19 protein-coding genes and 1 tRNA gene are annotated in these 23,946 nt (G+C 64.4%); 14 read left to right on the forward strand and 6 right to left on the reverse strand.

The genetic code is table 11. The annotated features are described in order from the left end of the window. The 9 genes from JJ685_RS10520 (at position 1) to JJ685_RS30265 (ending at position 8,721) form a co-directional block, all read left to right on the forward strand. Positions 1–1,830 carry a nitrite/sulfite reductase gene (locus JJ685_RS10520; protein WP_201674190.1) on the forward strand — a complete coding sequence of 610 codons (1,830 nt, stop codon included), beginning with the start codon at positions 1–3 and terminating at the stop codon, positions 1,828–1,830. 11 nt (positions 1,831–1,841) lie between these two features. Next, positions 1,842–2,216: a DUF934 domain-containing protein gene (locus tag JJ685_RS10525; RefSeq protein ID WP_201674734.1), complete on the forward strand. Its 375-nt coding sequence runs from the start codon at positions 1,842–1,844 to the stop codon at positions 2,214–2,216. A 1-nt stretch (position 2,217) separates the two neighbouring features. Beyond that, positions 2,218–3,000, forward strand: coding sequence for a phosphoadenylyl-sulfate reductase (locus JJ685_RS10530; protein ID WP_201674191.1), 783 nt, complete (start codon positions 2,218–2,220; stop codon positions 2,998–3,000). 67 nt (positions 3,001–3,067) lie between these two features. After that, the gene (cysD, locus tag JJ685_RS10535; RefSeq protein WP_201674192.1) at positions 3,068–4,000 is read left to right on the forward strand and encodes a sulfate adenylyltransferase subunit CysD; all 933 of its coding nucleotides are present in this window, start codon (positions 3,068–3,070) and stop codon (positions 3,998–4,000) included. Beyond that, a complete protein-coding gene (locus JJ685_RS10540) occupies positions 4,000–5,271 on the forward strand; it encodes a sulfate adenylyltransferase subunit 1 (protein WP_201674193.1) in 1,272 nt (423 codons plus the stop codon). The genes cysD and JJ685_RS10540 overlap by 1 nt, the downstream gene beginning before the upstream one ends. Before the next feature lie 95 nt (positions 5,272–5,366). Beyond that, the gene (fdxA, locus tag JJ685_RS10545) at positions 5,367–5,696 is read left to right on the forward strand and encodes a ferredoxin FdxA (RefSeq protein ID WP_201674194.1); all 330 of its coding nucleotides are present in this window, start codon (positions 5,367–5,369) and stop codon (positions 5,694–5,696) included. Between the two features lie 7 nt (positions 5,697–5,703). Next, the gene (locus JJ685_RS10550; RefSeq protein WP_201674195.1) at positions 5,704–6,819 is read left to right on the forward strand and encodes an NAD(P)/FAD-dependent oxidoreductase; all 1,116 of its coding nucleotides are present in this window, start codon (positions 5,704–5,706) and stop codon (positions 6,817–6,819) included. 66 nt (positions 6,820–6,885) lie between these two features. Next, positions 6,886–6,961 (forward strand) — tRNA-Asn (locus JJ685_RS10555). A 305-nt stretch (positions 6,962–7,266) separates the two neighbouring features. Then, the gene (locus tag JJ685_RS30265) at positions 7,267–8,721 is read left to right on the forward strand and encodes a tyrosine-type recombinase/integrase (protein WP_201674196.1); all 1,455 of its coding nucleotides are present in this window, start codon (positions 7,267–7,269) and stop codon (positions 8,719–8,721) included. A gap of 226 nt (positions 8,722–8,947) precedes the next feature. Here JJ685_RS30265 and JJ685_RS29795 read toward each other — a convergent pair whose 3' ends face one another. The 6 genes from JJ685_RS29795 to JJ685_RS10590 all read right to left on the reverse strand — a co-directional run bounded on the left by JJ685_RS29795 (position 8,948) and on the right by JJ685_RS10590 (position 14,189). Next, positions 8,948–9,397 carry a helix-turn-helix transcriptional regulator gene (locus JJ685_RS29795; RefSeq protein ID WP_201674197.1) on the reverse strand — a complete coding sequence of 150 codons (450 nt, stop codon included), beginning with the start codon at positions 9,395–9,397 and terminating at the stop codon, positions 8,948–8,950. A 133-nt stretch (positions 9,398–9,530) separates the two neighbouring features. After that, positions 9,531–10,112, reverse strand: a complete 582-nt coding sequence (locus JJ685_RS10570; RefSeq protein WP_201674198.1) for a hypothetical protein — start codon at positions 10,110–10,112, stop codon at positions 9,531–9,533. 1,174 nt (positions 10,113–11,286) lie between these two features. Continuing rightward, on the reverse strand, positions 11,287–12,318 hold the full coding sequence (locus tag JJ685_RS10575) for an AAA family ATPase (RefSeq protein WP_201674199.1): 1,032 nt from the start codon (positions 12,316–12,318) through the stop codon (positions 11,287–11,289). Further along, positions 12,315–12,530, reverse strand: coding sequence for a helix-turn-helix transcriptional regulator (locus JJ685_RS30405; RefSeq protein ID WP_201674200.1), 216 nt, complete (start codon positions 12,528–12,530; stop codon positions 12,315–12,317). The genes JJ685_RS10575 and JJ685_RS30405 overlap by 4 nt, the downstream gene beginning before the upstream one ends. Positions 12,531–13,263: 733 nt before the next feature. Then, complete coding sequence (locus tag JJ685_RS10585) at positions 13,264–13,488, reverse strand: hypothetical protein (protein WP_201674201.1); 225 nt, start codon at positions 13,486–13,488, stop codon at positions 13,264–13,266. Between the two features lie 302 nt (positions 13,489–13,790). Next, entirely contained in the window at positions 13,791–14,189 is a 399-nt protein-coding gene (locus tag JJ685_RS10590) for a hypothetical protein (protein WP_201674202.1), read from the reverse strand. Between the two features lie 999 nt (positions 14,190–15,188). Between JJ685_RS10590 and JJ685_RS10595 the strand changes: the two genes are divergently transcribed. From JJ685_RS10595 to JJ685_RS10615, 5 genes are all read left to right on the forward strand, one after another. After that, positions 15,189–16,775, forward strand: a complete 1,587-nt coding sequence (locus tag JJ685_RS10595; protein WP_201674203.1) for a class I SAM-dependent DNA methyltransferase — start codon at positions 15,189–15,191, stop codon at positions 16,773–16,775. Next, on the forward strand, positions 16,765–18,207 hold the full coding sequence (locus JJ685_RS10600) for a restriction endonuclease subunit S (protein ID WP_236598871.1): 1,443 nt from the start codon (positions 16,765–16,767) through the stop codon (positions 18,205–18,207). The genes JJ685_RS10595 and JJ685_RS10600 overlap by 11 nt, the downstream gene beginning before the upstream one ends. A gap of 150 nt (positions 18,208–18,357) precedes the next feature. After that, on the forward strand, positions 18,358–19,251 hold the full coding sequence (locus tag JJ685_RS10605) for a hypothetical protein (protein ID WP_201674205.1): 894 nt from the start codon (positions 18,358–18,360) through the stop codon (positions 19,249–19,251). Positions 19,252–19,255: 4 nt separating this feature from the next. Further along, positions 19,256–22,459: a type I restriction endonuclease subunit R gene (locus JJ685_RS10610; protein ID WP_201674206.1), complete on the forward strand. Its 3,204-nt coding sequence runs from the start codon at positions 19,256–19,258 to the stop codon at positions 22,457–22,459. 197 nt (positions 22,460–22,656) lie between these two features. Next, a complete protein-coding gene (locus JJ685_RS10615; RefSeq protein ID WP_201674207.1) occupies positions 22,657–23,676 on the forward strand; it encodes a chymotrypsin family serine protease in 1,020 nt (339 codons plus the stop codon). Positions 23,677–23,946: the final 270 nt, after the last annotated feature.

Here is a 23,946-nt window from a genome sequence, read left to right on the forward strand (position 1 = left end):
ATGTACCAATACACAGAATTCGATCGGCAGTTCGTGCGCAACCGCGCCGCCCAGTTCCGCGACCAACTCGAGCGCTGGCAGGCAGGCAAGCTCACGGACGAAGAGCTGCGTCCGCTGCGCTTGCAGAACGGCTGGTACATCCAGCGCTACGCGCCCATGACGCGCATCTCCGTGCCGTACGGCGAGATCTCCAGCCTGCAGCTGCGCACGCTGGCCCGGGTGGCGCGGGAATACGACCAGCCCACGCCGGAGCTGCTGGCCGAGGCGCAGGAAAAGCAGCTCGGGCTGGGCCCGGTGCCGATCCCGGGCACGGACCGGCAGGTCGTGACGAAACTGAAGTACGGCTACGGCCACTTCAGCACGCGCACCAACGTGCAGTTCAACTGGATCCCGATCACCCGGGCGGCCGAGGTCATGGAGCTGCTGGCCGGCGTGAACATGCACGGCATCCAGACCAGCGGCAACGCGATCCGCAACATCACCACCGAGGCGCTCGCCGGCATCGCCGTCGACGAGTACGCGGATCCGCGCCCGTTCGCGGAGATCATCCGCCAGTGGGCCGCGCTGCACCCGGAATTCGTGTTCCTGCCGCGCAAGTTCAAGATCGCCCTCAACGGCGCGAAGGAAGACCGCGCCGCGCTGGGCTGGTACGACATCAGCCTGCAGCTGCTGAAGAACGAAGCCGGCGAGCTGGGCTTCAAGGTGATGGTGGGCGGCGGCATGGGCCGCACCCCGATCATCGGCACGGTGGTACGCGAGTTCGTCGAGTGGAAGCACCTGCTGTCCTACCTCGAGGCCTGCATCCGCGTCTACAACCAGTACGGCCGCCGCGACAACGTCTGGAAGGCCCGCATCAAGATCCTGGTGAAGGCCGAGGGCCAGAAGTACATCGACAAGGTGGAAGAGGAATTCCGCCAGATCGTCGAGATCGACGGCGCACCGCACACGATCACGCAGGCCGAACTCGATCGCGTCTCGGCGTACTTCGTCGCGCCCGAGATCCGGCGGGCGCAGCGCGACGCCGCCGCCCAGCGCGTGCACGAGATCATCCGCGCCGACGCCGAGGCCGACCCGCAGTACGACCGCTGGCTGCAGCGCAACGTGCTGCCGCACCGCAACCCCGAGCTGCGCGCGGTGGTGCTGTCGTTCAAGCGCCTGGGCCAGAACCCCGGCGACTGCAACGCCGAACAGTTCGACGCGGTCGCCGAACTGGCCGACCGCTTCTCGTACGGCGAGGCGCGCCTCACGCACGAACAGAACCTGCTGCTGCCCTGGGTGCACCAGGAAGACCTGCCGGAGCTGTGGGCCGCGGCCCGCAAGCTGGGCCTGGCGCGTGCCAACATCGGCCTGCTGACCGACATGATCGCCTGCCCGGGCGGCGACTTCTGCTCGCTGGCCAACGCGCGCTCGCTGCCGATCGCCGAGGCGATCACCGAGCGCTTCCAGGACCTCGACGAGGAATGGGACATCGGCGAGATCGACCTGAACTTCTCGGGCTGCATCAATTCCTGCGGGCACCACCACGCCGGCCACATCGGCATCCTCGGCGTCGACAAGGACGGCCAGGAGTGGTACCAGATCACGCTGGGCGGCTCCAACGGCTCGCACCTGTCCGGCCCCGCCGGCCCCGGCAAGATCATCGGCCCCTCCTTCGCCAAGGAGGAAGTGCCGGCCGTGATCGAGGCCCTGATCGACACCTACCGCCAGCTGCGCCAGGGCGCCGGCGACGGCAGGCACGAACCCTTCATCGCCACCCTGCGCCGCGTCGGCCACGAGCCTTTCAAGGCTGCCGCCAACGCCTGCCGCCTCGTGGAAAAGGAAACCGCGTGACCCAACGACTGATCCAGATCCTGCAGGCCGGCGAGGTCCGGCCGGAAGAGAACGTGAACGTGCTGAGCGTCACCAACGACGCCGACGTGCTGGAGGTGCCGCTGGAAGGCGTGGACCGCATCGAGCTGAACTTCCCGAAGTTCAGCGACGGGCGCGCCTTCAGCCAGGCCTACCTGCTGCGCCGCCGCCGCAAGTTCGCCGGCGACATCCGCGCCACCGGCGACGTGCTGGTCGACCAGGTCGTGCAGATGCAGCGCACCGGTTTTTCCAGCGCCGTGCTGAAGGAAGGCAAGGACGTCGCCGACGTGCAGCGCCAGTTCGAGCGCTACGCCGAGTTCTACCAGGCGGACGTGGTCGAGCAGGCGCCCCATTTCGCACGGAGCTGAGATGGGAGCGATCGACCTGCACGCGCGGCCTTCGAAGGACTACGAGGCCAGGCTCGCCGAGACGCAGAAGCTGCTGATCCAGGCGGCTTCGGAGTTCACGCCCCTCAAGCAGGCTTCCAGCCTGGGCGCCGAAGACGTCGTGATCACGCACCTGATCAACGCGCTGGAACTGGACATCCCGGTGTTCGTGCTGGAGACCGGCGCGCTGCACCAGGAGACGCTGGACCTGCTGGCGCGCACCCAGGCCGCGTCGCGCGCGCCGGTGGAGGTCTACCGCCCGGTGCAGGAAGCGGTCGTCCAGTTCGTCGAGCGCGAAGGCAAGGACGCCATGTACCGGAGCATCGAACTGCGCAAGGGCTGCTGCCACATCCGCAAGCTGGAGCCGCTGGAGCGCGCCCTGGCGGGGCAGAAGGCCTGGATCACGGGCCTGCGCCGCGAGCAGTCCGCCGCGCGCGCCGAGGTGCCGCTGGTCGACACGGCGGACGTGGCGAAGAACGGCCGCACCAAGCTCAATCCCCTGGCCAACTGGACCTGGGGCGACGTGTGGCACTACATCGCCACCAACGGGGTCGACTACAACCCGCTGCACGACCAGTTCTTCCCCAGCATCGGCTGCGCGCCCTGCACGCGCGCGATCAGCCTGGGCGAGGACTTCCGGGCCGGGCGCTGGTGGTGGGAAGGCGGCGAAACGACGAAGGAGTGCGGCTTGCATGTCCAGCCGCAGGCGAGCGAGAGCTCGCCGATCGCCGCTTCGGCGCAGGGTCGCTTTGCGGAGGCAAGGTGAGCCGAAGCCAGAACGAGGCCGCCAAAGAGCGCGGCTTGCACGTGAACAAGGAAGAAAAGGTCGCCGCATGAATGCACGCACGGAACCCCAGCTGCTGGGCCGCATCAGCAACCGGCATCTCGACGCGCTCGAGGAAGAAGCGATCTTCGTGCTGCGCGAGGTGGCCGGCGCCTTCGAGCGGCCGACGCTGCTGTTCTCGGGCGGCAAGGATTCGCTGGTCCTGCTGAAGTGCGCCGAGAAGGCCTTCGGCGCGGGCCGCATCCCCTACCCGCTGCTGATGATCGACACCGGCCACAACTTCCGGGAGGTCACGGAGTTCCGCGACCACCGCGCGCAGGAACTGGGCGCCGAACTGATCGTGCGCAGCGTGGAGGATTCGATGCGGCGCGGCACGGTGCGGCTGGCGCGCCCCGACGAGAGCCGCAACGCGCACCAGTCGGTGACGCTGCTGGAGGCGATCGAGGAATTCCGCTTCGACGCGCTGATCGGCGGCGCCCGCCGCGACGAGGAAAAGGCCCGCGCCAAGGAGCGCATCTTCTCCCACCGCGACAGCTTCGGGCAGTGGCAGCCGAAGGCCCAGCGGCCGGAACTGTGGACGCTGTTCAACACGCGCCTGCAGCCCGGCGAGCACTTCCGCGTGTTCCCGATCTCCAACTGGACCGAGCTGGACGTGTGGCAGTACATCGAGCGGGAGCACATCGAGCTGCCCTCGATCTACTACGCGCACCAGCGCCAGGTGGTCGAGCGCCGGGGCCTGCTGGTGCCGGTGACCGAGATCACGCCGCCCCGGGCCGGCGAAGAGGTCGTGACCCGCACCGTGCGCTTCCGCACGGTGGGCGACATCACCTGCACCTGCCCGGTGCCCAGCCCCGCCGCCAATGCCGGCGAGGTGGTGGCCGAGACCCTGGCCGCCGAAGTGAGCGAGCGGGGCGCGACCCGGATGGACGACAAGACCTCCGACGCCTCCATGGAAAAGCGCAAGAAGGACGGGTATTTCTGATGACCGTGACCGTAACCGACCACGACGCCGCGCTGCGCTTCATCACCTGCGGCAGCGTCGACGACGGCAAGAGCACCCTGATCGGCCGCCTGCTGGTGGACAGCCGCGCCGTGCTGCAGGACCAGCTCGCCTCCGTTTCGAAATCCGGCGAGACCGACCTCGCGCTGCTGACCGACGGCTTGTCGGCCGAGCGCGAACAGGGCATCACCATCGACGTGGCCTACCGCTACTTCGCCACCCCGGCACGCAAGTTCATCATCGGCGACGCGCCCGGCCACGAGCAGTACACGCGCAACATGGTGACGGCCGCTTCCGGCGCCGACGCCGCCGTGGTGCTGGTGGACGCCACCAAGCTGAAATGGCAGAACCCCGGCCTGGAACTGCTGCCGCAGACGCGCCGCCACACCCTGCTGTGCAAGCTGCTGCGCGTGCCCGCGATCGTGTTCACGATCAACAAGCTCGATGCGGTGGAGGATCCGACTGTCGCCTTCACCAACATCCGGGATGCGCTGGAGCGCTTCACCGAAGCCGCCGGCATCCATGCCCGCGCCATCGTGCCGATCTCCGCGCTCAAGGGCCACAACGTGGTCGAGGCGGTGGCGGGCTGGTGCGGCTACCAGGGCCCGTCGCTGCTGACGCTGCTGGAGCAGCTCGATGTGACGCCGGCCGAAACGACCGAGGCCTTCGCCTTCCCGGTGCAGTGGGTGGAGAAGTTCTCCGCCTCGTCGGACACCTCGCAGGGCCGCCGCGTGTTCTGGGGCCGCGTGGCGACCGGCAGCGTGCAGCCGGGCCAGGAGATCACCGTGCTCCCGAGCGGCCAGACCGCGAAGGTGGCGCAGGTGCTGGACCACGCCCGCCAGCCGACCGAGATCGGCGCCCGCCACAGCGCCGGCATCATCCTGGACCGCGAAGTCGACGTGTCCCGCGGCGACTGGCTGCTGGCCCCCGGCGCCTTCGCGCCGGCGCGCGAGATCCGCGCCACCATCGCGTGGCTCGATGACGAACCGCTCGTCGCCGGGCGCGTCTATTGGGCCTTGCACGGTCACCGGTGGGTCAAGACAAAAGTCAAACGCATCATCCACAAGCTGGACGTGAACACCCTGGCGGAAGAGGATGCGGACCACCTGGAACCGAACGGCATCGGCCACGTCGAACTGGCCCTGCAGGAGCCGCTGGCCACCCTGCCCTATGCCCGCTCGCGCACGCTGGGGGCGCTGGTGCTGGTCGACACGGCCTCGCACAAGACCTCCGGCGCAGTGTTGGTTGGTTGACAAAAGGCAAATCCCCGGAGCCGTAGGGCCTCGCAGCAGGAATCCGTCCAAGACCCAGTAAAATCAAGGGTTTCCCCGAACCCTGCCGTAGAACAATGACTCACGTCGTCACCGAATCCTGTATCCGCTGCAAGTACACCGATTGCGTGGACGTCTGCCCCGTGGACTGCTTCCGCGAGGGCCCGAACATGCTGGTGATCGACCCGGACGAGTGCATCGACTGCGCGGTGTGCATCCCCGAGTGCCCCGTGAACGCGATCTTCGCGGAAGAGGACGTGCCGGCCAACCAGGTGGCGTTCACCAAGCTGAACGCGGACCTGTCGCACGCCCCGGGGTGGAAGAGCATCACGAAACGCAAGCCGGCGCTGCCGGATGCGGAGGAATGGAAAGACAAGACGGACAAGCTCAAGGAGCTGGTCCGCTGAAGGAATCATGGAACCGAAACTCAACGAAGAAGTGATCAAGACCGCTGCCGCCCACGACGGCCCGATCGAGACGGACGCCGTGATCATCGGCGCGGGTCCGGTGGGCCTGTTCCAGGTGTTCGAACTCGGCCTCCTCGAGATCAAGGCCCACGTCATCGACTCGCTCGGCTACCCCGGTGGCCAGCCGATCGAGCTGTATCCCGACAAGCCGATCTACGACATCCCGGCGATCCCGGTGTGCACCGGCAAGGAGCTGACGGACGCGCTGCTCAAGCAGATCGAGCCCTTCGGCGCCACCTTCCACCTGGGCCAGACCGTGAGCGTGGTCCAGAAGCAGGGCGACGGCCGCTTCTTCGTCGAGACCTCCAAGGGCACGAAATTCCTGACCAAGACCATCTTCATCGCGGCGGGCGTGGGCGCCTTCGAGCCGCGCACCCTGAAGGTGGACGGCCTCGACAAGTTCGAGGGCAAGCAGCTGTTCTACCGGGTGAGGAACCCGGCCGATTTCGCCGGCAAGAACCTGCTGGTCGTCGGCGGCGGCGACTCCGCGCTCGACTGGGCGCTGAACTTCACCCCCGGCAACGAGGACGGCAACACCAACAAGGCCGAGAGCGTGATCCTGGTCCACCGCCGCGACGGCTTCCGTGCCGCCCCCGCCTCCGTGGCGCGGATGCACGAGCTGTGCGACCAGATGGAGATGCAGTTCATCGTCGGCCAGGTGACCGCGCATGAAGAGAAGGACGGCAAGCTCACCGCGGTGAAGGTCACCGGCGGCGACGGCGTCACCCGCACGGTGCCGCTGGACATGCTGCTGGTCTTCTTCGGCCTGTCGCCCAAGCTCGGCCCGATCGCCGACTGGGGCCTGGACATCGAGCGCAAGCAACTGAAGGTGGACACCGAGAAGTTCTCGACCAACGTGCCGGGCATCTTCGCGGTGGGCGACATCAACACCTACCCGGGCAAGAAGAAGTTGATCCTCTCCGGCTTCCACGAGTGCGCGCTGGCCGCCTTCGGCGCCGCGCCCATCGTCTTCCCCGAGAAGGGCAAGATCCACCTGCAGTACACGACCACCAGCCCGAAGCTGCACAAGGTGCTGGGCGTCGAGACGCCGGTGTTCGACTGACGATTTGCTGAATAACGGCCGAGCTTCCGGGTTCGGCCCGGAATCGCCCTATAATCGAAGGCTTGTTCCCCGATAGCTCAGTCGGTAGAGCGCCGGACTGTTAATCCGTAGGTCCCTGGTTCGAGCCCAGGTCGGGGAGCCACCCAACAAGTGGCGTAAGTGCTTGATTTCAAAGGCCTTCTTCGGAAGGCCTTTGTCTTTTCCGGCTCTCGCAAGCGGGTCTGATAGCTTGGTTGATAGCTTGACGCATTGCCCTTGAATGCGCCCCGGTGCGCTGAGGAAGCGAAATTCCTCGAAAAACTGCGCCGGCAGGTCGTGATCAGGGGCAAAAGCGTCACACCGTCAGACAAGTGTCAGCGTGCGACGCCGTGGTATACGGAATGAACATTTCGCGCCACTTGCGTTCGCTTTAGGGCTTCGTCTCCCACCTACATGGAAACGAAGCCTGTGAGCAACAAACTCGCGTTCGAACAAACCCCCGTCGCCGCCCTCGTGGCCGCTAGGCACTCGCCCAGCTCAGGGGAGATCAGCGGCAAGCAGCAGACTGCCAAGAAGAAGCTTCGTCGCCGCAAGGGCACCGGCAGCATCTTCCAATACCGCGGCGGCTACCGCGCCGAGATCACCTTGCCCAACGGCGAGCACCGGTTCAAGGACAGCTTCCCGAGCGAAGCGGCCGCAGACGAATGGCTGCGGGAACTGCTCGCGCAGGCCAAGGACGCCGCACGACCGGAGCTCGGCGGCCCGACGCAGTGCACCCTGGCGGAGATGATGTGGCACTACGCGCACATCTACACCATCAACAAGGGGGGCGCCGCCGCCGAGCTGAACCGGATCGGCCACTATCTCCAAGGCGCCGGCTTTGCCCTGCTCAAGGTGGTGAAGAATGCAGGGCGCAAGGAACTGGTCCAAGTGGACTGGCGGCAGGAGCAGGACCTGCCCTGCGGGTTCGAAGAGCACCGAGGCAAACGGCTCGCCCTTCGCGAGGGAACGTACAAGGCCATCGCCGAACTGGCGAACACCCGCGTGAGCCAGATCACAAAGGCGAAGCTCGAGTCCTTCGACTCGTTGATGAAGCAGGAGGGGCTGTCCGGCAGCACGGTCCAGAAGGAGATCGCCCTGCTCAAGGCGATGTTCAACAAAGCCATTGCCAAGTGGAACTGGATTGGCTTCACCAATCCGGCCGTGGGCATCAAGCTGGCGACGCCCATAATGAAGTTCGTCAAATTCACGAAGAAGGACGAGGAGGCCCTTCAGGCCTCACTCGCCAGATGCGACAACCCGCTTTTCCCCCTGCTGGTAGAGGCGGCGATTTCCACCCTGGCAAGGCGCGAATCCCTGCTGAGGCTTCGGGAGGAGGACGTGGACCTGGATGCGCGCACGGCCCACCTGCGCAGCAAGACGGGGGACGTGGTCATCCACCTGAGCCACCGCGGCGTAGAGATCCTTCGGCGGGTTCCTGTCAGCGAGGACGGCCGATATTTCCCGATGACACCCAGTGCCGTGGACAACGCCTGGGATGCCGCCCGCGCTCGTGCGGGCCTTCCGCACCTTACGTTCCAGGATCTGCGGCACATCGGCGCCACCTACTACGTCCGAAAGGGCATCACCGCGCACGTCCTTCAGCAGCTCCTGGGGCATAAGTCGCCCCGCCAGGCTCAGGTTTATGTGAACCTCGTAGGCAAAGACGTGCTGGAGGCCCTCGATCGTGCGGAGTCGTCGGCCACTCAGCGCGGCGACCTGCCGCCACCGATCCAGGGCAGCGCGAAGGAGGAAATGAACCGGCGGCGCGCGCAACGGCTGAACGCCGTTCGTGCCGACAGCCGGGCGACCGATCAAGCCATCCAGAAGGCGCAGGAGACCGTCGACATGCTCATTCGGCGCATGCGGCTGAGCCCGACGTAAGCGAGCGAGCCTTGCACTTCGAGCGGCAGTGAGGCAGCGCCCCACAACTTCAGGTCCAAGGTGATGCCCCTTCGCCACGAAGGTGTAAGCCGCTAGCTCGGCTCTTCGGCGAGATCGGCACTTGATTTCTCACGAGGCCCCAGCCCCGATCAGCGCGCGCCTTCTTTTGCTGGTCGCCGTCAGCACGGCAGCGGCCGGTGGTTCACCGGCCGCCATTACCCCTATGTCAGACGAGGCGAACCGGAGCGGGTACGCCGGCCGCACTGAGCGCCGTGGTGATAACCCGTGCGCCTGAATTCACCGCCTCGACCGCGGCAGTCGGCGCCTGAGGTGTCACCGGCGCGAGTCCAGGCGCGCATTCGGCCGTCCCCCCCTCTGACACCACGGACCCGTTGCGCATCCATTCCCGCTGGGGCGCAAAGGCCCTCTCCAGCCAAGCGTCCACAACCTCTTCCAGCCACTGCAGGCTCTTGCCGATCTGCACCCCTGGAGGGAACTCGCCCTCGCGGATCATGTACTCCAGCTTCCGGATCTTCACCCCGATCTTCTTGGCGACTTCCGACTTTCCAATACATCCCACAATTTGCTCCATTGGTTTGAATGGAATATGTAGAACCCGGTAGTTCAGGCCGCGAGCCATCAGTGGCAGCAGACGGTCGACAAGATGAGCTCGCACCAGCGCATCCGCCTGCCGGATCGGTCAGGGCGCACCTCTGACAGCAAAAAAAAGCCCCCGCCGCACGGCGAGGGCTGGGAGCAGAAAGGACTTAGAACACTGGCACCGGGCAACCACGTCGCCCTGTCGGGTGCTACCAGGGCCGACAGAGTGTCAAGGTGACCGACGTGAGCTTCTGCCCAGGGGGCAGCATCAGGAGGGACCACGCATCCGGCCCGCGCAAAGCGTCCTGCAGCTTCGCCATCGTGTCCTCCAGTTCCCTGGCGGCGAGCCTGCGCAGCCCCGCGAGCTCGGACAGGAGGTCCTTGAACCCGCGCACAGGCACGATCGGCGCCATGCGAGGCGTGTGCTCGTTCACCAACTGGGCGTACAGCCGGCAATCCGCGGTCGCGATCTTCAGCGTCTCAAGTTCCGAGCGGCCAGCGAAGTCAAGGACCGTCAAGACGACGTGATCCGGTACGTACAAGACCAACATGCCAATTGCGCTGCTGTCGCCCACCCGCATCGAATCCGCCGAGAAAGCTGCCGGATAGCGCATGCGTCCCACCAGGTCGAGGACGGCAGGGGGAACAGGCTGGATCAGCGCCTCAAGAGAAGCCAGTTCAGTGGCAGTGGACACCAGAGTCGACCAGCACGATTGGCCAACCCAGACTTCGTCAGAAATCAAGCTCGGATTTTCGTTCCTGTCATCGGGCCACAACTTTCGAAGCGTCATCTAGTTTCCTCTTACGCGACAAATCGTCGCAGTACGTGTAGATGCGCAGGTGGAAAAGAGTGACTCCCCCGATGTCGCTTGCCCGGAACAGAGCGAAAAGAAGGCCGTGCTCGGGGACAAGGCCACAGCAGCCTTACTTTGAACTGGACGCTATTTTACGATTTTCGCCATCTAAGCGCTGGGCGCGTCCGCGATAACCGACTTCAACGCACCGGCTTCAAGCGTGAGGCGAATTGGCCTTTGTATACTGAAACTGTCGCGTCGCCTCCCGCCAATGAAATCAAGCGCTGAACTTGTCGCATGGGTCCAGAACCTCTATTTGGTCATGCTTTATCCGGAGTTCGATCAGCACTGGCAAGAAACTTTTGGAGACCGAAACGATGACAACGAGTAATCTGCTGGCGCAGGCGCTGCGAGATGTCGGGCTGGTATGCCTCACCATCGCGGTCGCACTTCTTCTAGACAATCAGGACGAGTAGTCCCCACCCCCGGCCGTTGGCAACGAGGCGCGGTCGGCTCCCTGCCTCCCGGAACGGGAGATCGGAAATCAAACGCTTTCTGGAAAGATCAACATGTACACACCCTTCTGGGAATTCATCATGACCGACAACCCCGATCTCGGACGCTGCCTTGACCACGCGGGGCATTCCACTTGGGATGCACCGTGCGGCGGCACCTGGTCCTCGTCGGATCCGTTCGGGATTTAAGACCTTCGTTCGGGATCTCTGGGTCCTGAGGCAGTACCTGCCTCGGGACCCTTTTCTTTGGCGCCGCGCGCGTCCGGTGGTGCACCTGTGTTGCTGCGCTGAGATCCTGAGCCCTCGCACAACACTGCCGTGAATACCCCATCCGGTGACTCCGCATCATCACCTCGATAGGGGCTGCTCTGCCTAATGGCTGGGGCCGCGATAAGGGGGCGATCCCCCATTTCGCGAAGCCACTAAGCAGGTACGTTCGCACACTCCGCTGGCGCCCTCTGGTGAAGCGAATTACCAGCAGACTCGGCAAACGTGAAAACCTGAAAAACCGCAGGACCGCTCGCCTGCAGGCACGATACGTAGTACCGAGACAGCTACAAACCTCGCGCTGAAGCTGGGTTTTCCGACTTTTCCACCTTTTCCCGGTTTACTGCGCTGGTTAGCTTTTTGTGTTTAGAGGGGGCGGCCTGGAGATCCTAGGACTCTGCGTGAACTGACGCGCCGCTTGGTCTTACTGAGATGTAGCGGGTGTTGTTCACGCGCAGCCTGGTCTCTAGCCACAACGCTCGCTCGTCGCTCGGATCGCTGCCCATGTACCGATCGACCACCTTGCGAACGGCGTTGCGAGACTCTCCAGTGGCCTCGCTGACCCGATCCAGTAGCACCGTGTGATTCAGGCCACCGGCCGAAAGTGCTCGCTCGACCTGGTCGATGATCGGCCGATCGGACTCCAGGCGTTGTCGAGTCTCCAGCAGCGAAGCGACGTCGACGAGCGCGTCGAGTGCGCACACTTCCATGTTGATGATGTCGAGCTGGAAGCTGCGCTTCTGCGCATTGCAGCGCACCTTGTCCGGGGTAAGGGTGATCGTCACCCTTCCGCCGGCGTCCTTATCGGTAGCGTGCGCATAGATCAGTTCGTCCACGTCGTTGCGGACATCACCCACGCCCTCGAAGATGCGTTTGCCATCCATGCCAGCATGCTTGTTCGTATGCCCCAGCAGGACCACCGTGCCCCCGAGCTGGGTGAGCGAACGCATCAGCATGAAGAACTCGCGCGAGCCGCGCTTGGACATCAAGTCCAAGTACTTCTTCAACGTGTCGAAGAACATGACTACGTTGTTCAAGGGCGCGGCCGCCTTGACCATGCTCCGGAGAACCTTTATTTGGTCTTCAGGCGCCGCGCTCGCCAACGTCGAGTTCAGCAGGACGTAGCCATGCTTCTTCGCGTGCTGGTGAAGGCGCGGGACGTCTCCGGCGCCGGCGTCTTCCTGGAAATAGAAGACCTGCAGGCCTGCGTTCGCCAGCTCACTAGCAGCAAACGTCGCCACTGCCGTCTTCCCGGAGCCGCCTTCGCCGGCGAGCACCACCAGGTGGCTGCGCGCGATGACCTCGCGCCAAATGAACTCAGTCGCTTGCATCTTCTCTACCTGCGAATCCGTTACTGCGAAAACGCTAAGGGCGTCCGCGACATCCATGTGCGGCTGCAATGGCGTCTGCGCTGTGCTCATGCCGCACGCCCCTCAGAACTCCGGACCTCCCGGTGTTTGGCGAGCCAGTCCTCGACATCGGCGAGGCACCACCGGAGGTGGCGACCGCCAGGAATGCGCACACGAGGCGGAACGGCAGCGGGATTACGCGTGAGGTCCTTTCGGATCGTTTCCGGACTGCGCGCCAGGAGCTGAGCGAGTTGCTCAAGCGTTAGCAGCTGAAGATGTGTCATTGACGACTCCGTGCCGGTGGTTCAGGGCACGGGCGACCGACAGCGCCTGATCGTGTCCGCCAGCGGAACAACTTGTCCGTAGCGGTCCGTATAGGCGCTGCTAGTTCGCGCGATCGCGAAGAGGCGCCCAAGCACAGGGGAGGCAAATACACAAGGAAACCCTCTCCTCTTGGGCCACTACGGGGCAGCACGTCGGGATGCAACCTGGAACAGCCCCCCTGGGCAACTGGTCTTCATGACATGCGCCCGCCAGTTAACACTCGTTCACGCGAGCTGAAAAGGGCCGCCGCCACTTGCGTGAAGTGCTTAGGCCGTTGGGCCTTGAGTGTGCGGCAGCTTGACTAAAGTCAAGCCATGCCGGAGGGGTGTTCTGGCATGCCAAAAAACGCGGCCTAACTGGCGCCCTCGCGTAGCAAGGCCGCCCCTGCCTTGTGTTCGGGCGAGACGGCCGCAGCAAGGTCTACGTGAGTTGGATTTCAATGCCGTCCGCGGCGGCAAAGATGTGTACGTCCTCCGAGCGGTACTGCCCACCGCGACCGCCGCGGAAGACGTACCCCCACGCGTGCTCCTGCAGCATGACGAGAAACCTTGTGCCTGGAGCGGCTTGGCGGTAGTACTTGCTTGACTCCCTGATCTGCACAAACAACTGCACGCGCACCCTCGATCACGCGCGCTTTCTGCGCCGATTCAGCGCGAAGCATGGCGGGCGTCACCACTTCCATCTCGGGCTGCCTCATGCCGCCACCGCGCTCAGGAGAACGGCCTTCTGGATTTCCGCAATCTCATGCGCTGGTAGCCGACGCCAAGCATCCTGGGGCTGTTCGTAGCCAGGCGGCAGAAGCGAAGCGTCGCACATCGCAATTGCGAGCAGGATGCGCTCTCCGGTGCTGAGCACGCCGGCAATGCGCGGGTTCCGCTGGTACGAGCGGATAATTTGAGAAAGTTCAGATGCCGTCACGGATTCTCCTTAGTCAAGTGGATGGAACCCGAGGGGCAATCAGAGCGCCCAGCCCGGGTCCGTTGATCTAAGTACCGCAACCGTGAGGTCGTTTCAGTATACCTTGCGGGCCGTGGAAAGGGCCCACAGAGTTGGGCGTGAACAGGGCACGCAGTAGTTCTGGGAATCTGCGGCGCTCCTTGCGGCCGCGCATCCCGCGATCACGTACGTCGCTGCGCCCATTCGATCACCGCGTACGATGTTCCAGATCTCAGGTGCTGCATGCGGATCTCGACCGAGGTCTTCAGTCGTCGCACATTTCTCTAGACGCCTCCCTTTGCAGCCGGCGGCTGCATGATGCAAGCACGGTGAAGCTGGGCGCGGTCCAACGCGTACCCTTGACCATCCGACTCGACGACCTCCGCCCAGGTTCGGGCATACCGCTCGCGCGTAGTCTCCCCTTCCGAAATGACCCACAGCCACACCGTCCTAGGGGTCAGCAACGGAAGGATGGATCGCATCTTGTCCCTGAGCTCCCGGCTTCCCTTGGAGGTGATCTCCACCTCGATGCACACCGTTGTCTCCACCCCGCTCTGGTCAACGTGCCGCAATAAGATGTCTGGCCGTGCAGCAACATTGATGCTGCGCAACTCGCGGTCGCCCTTAATCCGGCGCAGGCCGGCGAGGTCGGTTGGCAGGCGCGCCACGACTTCACGCTGCACTGCCATCTCGTGGACAAGCCGGGACAACGTAAGCCGCTCGGGATGGCTCAAATAGGTGACTCCCCGTCTCAGAGCGAACTCTCCCAGTCTCAGGCCGGCAGTTGTGAGCGCCCAGACGGAAACTGCAGACATTGGCACTGCAACGCGTCGGATAAGCCCTGCGGATTCCAGCCGCCGGCAGATCCCCCTGGCCTGCACCCGCAGTACCTCACGCAACATAGATTCCGTGCTGTGGGGCGACACGGTCGCGAGCCAGGCACACGCCAGTTGCGCCTTTTCTTGCCATCTTTGTTGTGGCGTCTGGTTGTTGAGGCTGTCGCGGGGGCACTTAGGGCGCATGGCGTGTTTGAGCTTGGTTGTTGTGACCACCCGTGTAGCGCCGTCAGGGCCGATCGCGCTACATACGCTGTACATGCGCGCGTACATACGTCGTACATACGTGCTGGCGCCCGCGTCTCCGGATTGGACTCGGGATCCCCGGGGTACCGCCGACTCGCCGCAAAGCGGCGACCGCGCTAGGGCGCGGCGGGGTCGGCTCGGGCCTGGACGGCCCGCCCCCTGCATGCGCGGCCTGCCGCTTCGCGGCCGGGTCCCCGCCGCGTTGCGGTGTCGCGCCCTGAACGGGCAGCGAGCGCTCCGCTCACCCGCCGCTGCGGGGACCCGGCCGCAGGCCGGGGCCGGGGCTTCGCCCCCGCGGCGCCGACCCGCGGTGGGCCGCGGGCCACTCCGCCCTACGGGCTCCGTTTCGTGCACCGCGGCGCCCCCACGCTCCGGGACCGTGGGCGGTCCCGGAGTGGTCCGCTGTCGCGGCCCACCGCTTCGCGGCTTTACGCCGGCCTGTCGGCCCGCGTTTGGGTCCGGCCTTGGGGCCGGACGCATGCCCGCTCCTGTCCCCAGGAGCGGGCATCTACCAGACGGTGATTTTGCATCTGCCGGTTATCCTGTCGAGCTACATTTGCCGGTGTTCTGTCCGGACAAGATCTAGAAAAGTTTGCAGGGATGAACCAGGACCTGAAAAAGACCCTTTGGGCGGCCGCCGACAAGCTGCGATCCTCGATGGACGCCGCCGAGTACAAGCACATCGTCCTCGGCCTCATCTTCCTCAAGTACATCTCCGACGCTTTCGACGAGCGACGGGCCCAACTCCGGTCCGCCTTCGCGGACCATTCCAGCGACCTCCACCTGCCTGACGCGGCGGACCACGCCGAGGCCCTGGAGGAGCGGGACTACTACACGATGGCCAACGTCTTCTGGGTGCCGGCGCCGGCCCGCTGGGAGGCCATTCGCGCCCAGGCCAAGCAGGCCGACATTGGCGTGCGCATCGACGCCGCGCTGGAGTCCATCGAGGCGGACAACCCGCGCCTGAAGGGCATCCTGGACAAGCGCTTCGGTCGCACGCAGCTCGAGCCCGGGCGCCTGGGCGAGCTGGTGGACCTGATTTCGACCATAGGCTTCGGCGAAGGACACCACGCCAAAGACTTGCTGGGCGAGGTCTACGAGTACTTCCTGGGCCAGTTCGCCAGTGCCGAGGGCAAGAAGGGCGGGCAGTTCTACACGCCGGCCTCGGTGGTCAAGGTGTTGGTCGAAGTGCTGGCCCCGCACCAGGGCCGCGTCTACGACCCGTGCTGCGGCTCCGGCGGCATGTTCGTGCAGAGCGAGAAGTTCATCGAAGCCCACGGCGGCAGGGCCGAGGACATCAGCATCTACGGACAGGAGGCCAACCCGACCACCTGGCGATTGGTGGCGATGAACCTGGCAATCCGAGGCTTCGCGGCCGACCTGGGCAAAGAGCCGGCTGACACCTTCCACCGCGACCAGCATCCCGACCTGCGCGCCGACTACGTGCTGGCCAACCCGCCTTTCAACATCAGCGACTGGGGCGGCGAGCGCCTCGCTGTGGACAAGCGCTGGGTCTACGGCGTACCGCCCGCCGGTAACGCCAACTACGCATGGTTGCAGCACATTCTGCATCACCTGAGTCCGCGCGGGCAGGCCGGGGTTGTGCTGGCCAACGGCAGCATGTCATCAGGCCAAAGCGGCGAGGGCGACATCCGCCGGGCGATGGTCGAGGCAGACGCGGTGGATGTAATGGTCGCGCTGCCACCGCAGCTCTTCTTCAACACACAGATTCCGGCCTGCCTGTGGTTCCTGACCAAGGACAAGACCGGTGCGGCGGTGCCGGGCGGCGAGAAGGGGCGCGACCGGCGCGGCGAAGTGCTGTTCATCGACGCGCGCAAGCTCGGCCGCATGGACACCCGCGTGACCCGCGTCTTCGATGACTCGGATGTGGCGCGCATCGCCGTCACCGTGCACCGCTGGCGCGCAGATGGCGAGGACGGAACCGACGAGCCCTATGCCGACGTGCCCGGCTTCTGCCGCGCGGTAAAACTGGTCGAAGTCGCCGAGCACGGCCATGTCCTGACGCCTGGGCGCTACGTCGGGGCTGAGGAAGCTGCGGACAACGACGAGGCGTTCAGCGAGACGATGGAGCGGCTGACAGCACAGCTCGCCGAGCAAATGGCGAAGGGAACTGAGCTGGATGCTGTGATTCGGGGAAAGCTCGGGAGCCTCGGGTATGCGGTCTGAGCGCCCTCTTGAAACACGGACAGGAGGGCGCGCGGCTACGACCGGAGTCATTCCGGGAGACGTTGCTCTTTCTGTCGGCAACCCCGAGTCCGCCTTGCCAGCTGATTGGCGCTGGCGCCTGTTGACTGACGTGGCTCGTCTCGAGACCGGTCATACGCCTAGTCGGCGACATCCAGAGTGGTGGGGAGGCTCGGTGCCGTGGATCGGAATTCGCGATGCGACTGGTAATCACGGCAGCACCATTCACAAGACGCAGCAGTACACCAACGAACTAGGTATCCGCAACTCCTCTGCGCGAGTCCTGCCGGCAAACACGGTTTGCCTATCTCGGACGGCCTCGGTTGGGTACGTCGTGGTCATGGGCGTTCCCATGGCAACGAGCCAAGACTTCGTGAACTGGGTTTGCGGTGTAGAACTCGACTATCGCTACCTGAAGTATGTGCTGCTCGCAGAACGTCGGGCGTTTCTCAGATTTGCATCGGGAACTACCCATCAGACCATCTACTTTCCAGAGGTGAAGGCGTTCCACATCGCCACACCTCCGCTGAAGACCCAGAGGGGAATCGCTGAATTCCTTGGCGCGCTCGACGACCGCATCGACATCCTGCGCCAAACCAACGCCACCCTCGAATCCATCGCCCAAGCCCTATTCAAGAGCTGGTTCATCGACTTCGACCCGGTGCGCGCCAAGGGCGAGGGCCGCGAGCCCGAAGGCATGCATGCCGTCACGGCGGCGCTGTTCCCCGGAGAGTTCGATGAGTCCGCGTTGGGGATGATCCCCAAGGGCTGGGCAGTACGGAGCATAGATGACGTCGCGCAGCGAGTCGGAATGGGGCCTTTCGGCTCCAACATCAAAGTCTCCACCTTTGTTGACTCTGGTGTTCCGGTTCTGACCGGGGCATGCCTAAGAAGCACTCTGCTGGAAGATGACGAATTCCGCTTTATCACTAGAGAACACGCCGACCGTCTTTCTGGTTCCCTGGTCGGCGAAGGCGATATCGTCATCACGCACCGGGGGACACTTGGTCAGGTTTCATTGATTCCCGCGGCCAGCACCTATGAGACGTATGTGCTCTCGCAAAGCCAGTTTTTTGTACGCGCGAATCCACATGCGACCACGCCGGAGTTCCTGACCTACTTCTTGCGGTGCCCATCTGGTCAGCATTTGCTGCTGGCGAATGCGTCCCAGGTTGGGGTTCCATCAATATCCAGGCCGGTCTCCTACCTGAGGTCTCTTCAGATCGTAGTGCCACCGGTCGCCGTAGCTAATGCCTTCAGCTCAGTCGCAACGGCGCTCCATGAACGCATAGTCGCCGGCAGGCGCCAAAGCGGGATGCTGACTGAACTTCGCGATTCGCTACTCCCTCGCCTCATCTCCGGCAAGCTCCGCCTCCCCGAAGCGCAAGCCCAACTCGAAGAGGTCATCGCGTGAGCAGAATCTTTCGAAATGGCGCCCGGCCGGCTCCCCTCGGCGCCCAAACGGCCAAGTGCGCGATGGTGGAGTCTGCACAGCATGACCCGCGTGAGATGCATCTGGCGACCGATCCGCGGCGTAGCACGAACGCAGACAAGAGAGCGCTCGATGACAGCACCTAAGCGGATCAGTGAGCTTGCCAGGTTCAAGTCGGCCATCGTGGTGTCGGCGGTCTGGTCCAACATGGCCGGCTCGGGTGCGACCGAGCTCGCCATGACCGGTAGCGTGCATGGCACCGTTGATCTCTGGAGTTGGGCCGACGACTGCGGACCCGCCGAAAGAATGGATGTCGGCGATCTCGGCTCGTGGCGTGATGCGGTCACGACGCTGGGGGATTGCAGTGAGATGGCTGCATGCATTGAGTGGGACACGGTCGAGATCCGAGGCTCGCCCCGCTATGTGGGACGCTTGCTCGCACTCGCCTGGAGTGATGATGAGGATGGCCGCCGAGCGGCCTACCTGCTTTGCAAGTTCAGCGATCGCGTGCTGGCAGCCCTAGATGCAAGAGGGCGCGGAGTGTGGTCGGAGGGCGTCAGTGCCGCACTGTACAGGGCTCGGCAGCGCATGGAGGAGCTCAACATCGAGATCGAGGACCTTCCAGATGATCTGGATGCTCAGCCCCCGACGTCGGCCGCTCTCCATGCGGCGCTAGAGGCGGCTATCGAAAGCGTGCAGAGGGAACAGGAGGCGACAGAGGCTGCGGTCTCAGAACAGCGGCGCTCGCATGCTGTCTGGGCGCCAATGATGGAGGAGTTGCAACGGCGCTGGCAGCGCGATCATCCACCGCGCAGAGCCGGAGGTTCTCAGTATCCGTCGGTCGGCTGGATCCAATTGCGTGCGTACGTCGAGCGGCACATCCTCGACTACGAGGAATTGCCGAGCGGTGTTCACCACATCGGAAGCTCGCCAGACGCCATGGCCGGCCGCATGGCTGATCTCGAGGTGAATTTCGACGAACTATTGCAGGGCGTCGCGGCTCCGGTCGTTGCTAAGAAGGAATGAATCCATGGTGAGCGAAGACGATGTCGAACAGGCCATGCTCGAATGGCTTGCCGGCCTGGGCTGGCACACCACTCATGGCCCCGACATCTCTCCGACTGATGCCAAGTCGCCCGGCACTGAGCGCGCGAGCTATCGCGAGGTGGCGCTGGCCGGCCGGCTGCGCGGGGCCATCGCCCGGCTGAACCCGCACATCCCGCCCGGGGCCCGCGAAGACGCGCTGCGCCGCGTGCTCACTCCCAACGTGCCGGGCCTGGTCAATGCGAATCGCCAGGTGCACCGCTGGCTGGTAGACGGCGTGCCGGTGGAGTTCCAGAAAGATGGCGAGACGCGCGGCGACCGTGTGCGGTTGCTGGACTTCGCCGACGTGGAGGCCAACGACTGGCTGGCCGTCAACCAGTTCAGTGTCCAGGGGCCCAAGCTCACGCGCCGGCCCGACGTGGTGCTGTTCGTCAACGGCCTGCCGCTGGTGCTCTTCGAGCTGAAGAACCCCGGCGACGAGGACGCCGACCTCTGGGCTGCGTGGAACCAGCTCCAGGCCTACCAGCAGGACATTCCCGACCTTTTCCACGCCAACGCAGTGCAGGTCATCAGCGACGGCATCCAGGCGCGAATGGGCTCGCTCACCAGCGACCGCGAGCGCTTCATGGCCTGGCGCACCATCGATGGCGTGACCACCGACCCGCTAGGCGCCATGCGCGAGCTGGAGACGCTGGTGCTGGGACTGTGCCGACGCGACTTGCTGCTGGAGTACCTGCGCCACTTCGTGCTGTTCGAGGACGACGGGCGCTTGGTCAAGAAGGTCGCCGGCTACCACCAGTTCCACGCGGTTCGGGCCGTGGTGCAGAGCGTGCTGAAGGCCTCGGCGCCTGGCGGCACTCGCAAGGGCGGCGTGGTGTGGCACACCCAGGGCGCCGGCAAGAGCATCGAGATGACCTGCCTGGCCGGCGCGCTGATGGCGCACCCCGACATGGGCAACCCGACGCTTCTGGTGGTGACCGACCGCAACGACTTGGACAACCAGCTTTTCGGCGTATTCGCGGCGGCCAGCGAAATGCTGCGCGAAACGCCGGCCCAGGCGGACACCCGGCCCGAACTGCGCCGGTTGCTGGCCAACCGGCCCTCGGGCGGCATCATCTTCACCACCATCCAGAAGTTTTCGCCGGGCGAGGACGAGGACACCTTTCCCGTACTCTCCGATCGGCGCAATATCGTCGTCATCTGCGACGAGGCGCACCGCAGCCAGTATGGCTTCGAAGCTCGCCTGACGAAGACCGCGGGCGCCAACGCGCAGGCGCAGTTCGACCCTCGTTCCCGCACCGAGCTGAGGACGGGCGACGAAGGAACTGTCGCGGCCGCTGCCTATGGTCATGCGGCGCAGTCGACGGTTCGGTATGGCTATGCCCAGCATCTGCGAGACGCACTCCCTGGCGCCACCTTCGTCGCCTTCACCGGCACGCCGGTGAGTCTGGACGATCGCGACACGCGCGCCGTGTTCGGCGACTACGTCCACATTTACGACATCGAACAGGCGGTGCGCGATGGAGCCACAGTTCCCATTTACTACGAGAGCCGCTTGGCCCGGCTGGAGCTGAAGGACGCCGACGTCACACTGCTCGATAACGAGGTGGACGAGCTGACTGAGGACGAAGAGGGCGACGCCGCCAAGGTGGCCAAGTTGCGGCGGTGGGCTGCGCTGGAGCAACTGGTAGGTGCTCCGCCGCGCATCCAAAAGGTGGCGGCGGACATCGTCGCGCACTTCGAGAATCGGCTCACAGCCATGGACGGCAAGGCGATGGTGGTGGCGATGAGCCGCGACATCTGCGTGCACTTATACAACGCCATCGTCGCACTGCGTCCAGATTGGCACAGCGAAGACCCGATGCAGGGCGCCGTCAAAGTGGTCATGACTGGCTCCGCCTCCGACAAGGCGCTGCTGAAGCCGCACATCTACCCCAAGGAAGTGCGCAAGCGCCTGGAGACGCGCTTCAAGAACCCGGCCGACCCGTTCAAGCTGGTGATCGTCCGCGACATGTGGCTCACGGGCTTCGACGCGCCTTGCCTGCACACGATGTATGCGGACAAGCCGATGCGCGGGCACAACCTGATGCAGGCCATCGCGCGGGTGAACCGAGTCTTCAAGGACAAGCCGGGCGGCCTGGTGGTGGACTACATCGGCATCGCCAACGAGCTGAAGGCAGCGCTGGCCGCATACACCCAGGCGCATGGCCGCGGCAAGCCGACCATCGACGCGCACGAGGCGCTGGCCGTGCTGCAGGAGCAGATGGACGTGCTGCACGACATGCTGCACGGAGTCGAATACGGTGAGTTCCGGAACAAGGCTTGGCAATTTTTGCCCGCAGTGGCCAACCACGTGTTGGGCCTGGACGACGGCAAGAAGCGCTTCGCCGACGGGGTGCTGGCCGCGAGCAAGGCCTTTGCCCTGTGCTGCACGCTGGACGAGGCGCTGGTCTGGCGCGACGAACTGGCCTTCCTGCAAGCGGTGAAGGCGGCACTGACCAAGCACGCCGGCACCGACAAGAAACTGACCGACGAACAGAAAGAACACGCGCTGCGGCAGATCATCAGCCGCGCCGTTGTCAGCGACGAGGTCATCGACATCTTCTCCGCCGCCGGCCTGAAGCGGCCGGACATCGGGGTGCTGTCGGAGGAGTTCCTGGAGGACGTGCGCCACATGAAAGAGCGCAACCTGGCCGTCGAACTCCTAGAGCGGCTGCTGAAGGGCGAGATCAAGGCGCGCTTCAAGACGAACGTGGTACAGAGCGCCAAGTTCTCCGAGCTGCTGCAACAGAGCCTGACCCGCTACCGCAACCGAGCCGTCGAGACGGCGCAGGTCATCGAAGAGCTGATCGAGATGGCTAAGAAGTTCCAAGAGGCCGCTCAGCGCGGCGAGAACTTGGGACTGAACCACGACGAACTGGCCTTCTACGACGCCTTGGCAACCAACGAGGCGGCGGTGCGCGACTTGGGCGACGAGACTCTGAAGAAGATCGCGATCGAACTGACCCAGAACCTGCGCAAGTCGGTCACGGTGGACTGGGCGAAGCGGGAGACGGTCCGGGCCAAGCTTCGGGTGATGGTCAAGACACTGCTGCGCCGGTACAAGTATCCCCCGGACCGGCAAGAAGAAGCCACAGAGACTGTACTCAGGCAGGCAGAGTCGCTCTCGGCTGACTGGGTGACTGTTTGAAGCGGGCCATCTCACGGTTTCCCTGTACATGCCACCTTGATCCCCGTCAGGTAAATACGCCTGTAGCGCGAGGTAGTCTTCGTGCGCTGTCAAATTAGCAATGTGTGGAGGGCGGAATGACGGTATTTGATGCCGCAGCAGCGGTGAGGGTTTGGTCGGCGCGGCATGGGTTGGCCCCTTCGCGCGCAGCAGCGCAGGTGTCCGATCTCGCGGACGTTGACGAGCAGCTGGTCGAGGAATTCGACGAAGTTTTCGAGGCGGTCGCCGAAGACTCGCCGGCTCTGGCGAAAGCGGTGAACGCCCGTAAGGTGCACTGCGTCGCCGCCAATCAGACTGCTGACACCATCTTGGTGTACCTGAGTCGAGGATTCACAGCGAAGCAGCTGGAGAAACTCCCCGATCACTTCGATGGTCACGGAATCGAATATCGACACGGAGTGATCGGGCAAGTGGGGGGAATCCCTCCATCGGGAATCGGCTCTCCAAGTCACTACCTGCACAACGGCCGGATAACGTGCGGCAGCTCTACTGGCCTGGGCGGTTCAATGGGTACCGGGACCCTAGGTGCGCTGGTGCGAATCAACGGGGATCTGTACGGTCTTTCCAATAATCACGTCATCGGGCGGTGCAGTTACGGAGACGCCGGTCATCCAGTCCTATCCCCAGGAAACCTGGACATCAACGCGAACGTTCACGTTCAGCCCTTTACTGTCGGCGTCTATCACAACTGCGCACAGCTGACGACCGGCAATCCGGCCCTCGTGAACGTCCACGGGAACTTGGACGCTGCCGTCATGCGCATCGTCGCTGAAAATGCAGTCTCAGCAATGCAAGGAAATGCATATCAGACGCCGGCCACCGTCGCGTCCCCCGCAGACTTCATGCAGGTACAGAAGGTCGGCAGGACTACGGGTCTCACCATCGGGACCGTGACTGGCAAGATTGCCGGCTTCCAACCGGTCAGCTACGAGGTGAACGAGCTTGGGATGCAATTCACGGTGTACTTCAGCGAAGCGTGGGTCGTCGAAGGGACCCCCGGCCTTCCGTTCTCGCTAGGCGGTGACTCCGGGTCACTCGTGGTTGGAACGATGCCAGATGGCACCAGATCAGCTGTGGGGCTCGTTTTCGCGGGTGACGGGACGATTTCCTTGATTGTGCCCTTGCCCCCTATACTGACAGCGTTCAACGCCGTTCTCGACTCCACCCACGGAGTTTGAAATGAGCCCTTCCGCCGCTGCATCAAAGCTCCTCCTTCACTTGGCCGCTCCCGCGGGCAAAGTGACCGTCTGGCCGGCTACTCGGGCGGGTCGGATGGCGCTGGTAGTACGGCTGGGCGGCGGCGTCCATGTTGTCGCCCCGGCGACCTTTGAAGGGTATCCGGTGGTAGTGGAACGCGGAGGGCCCGTTCCAGCCCAAAGCTTTAGCGGTCGCCTCCGCTGCGCGTAATCGGGCCCTGATAGGCTAAGTGATAGCTTGAGGTCGTGCGG

Origin of the sequence: Ramlibacter monticola (assembly GCF_016722785.1) — a bacterium.
Lineage (GTDB): Bacteria > Pseudomonadota > Gammaproteobacteria > Burkholderiales > Burkholderiaceae_C > Ramlibacter > Ramlibacter monticola.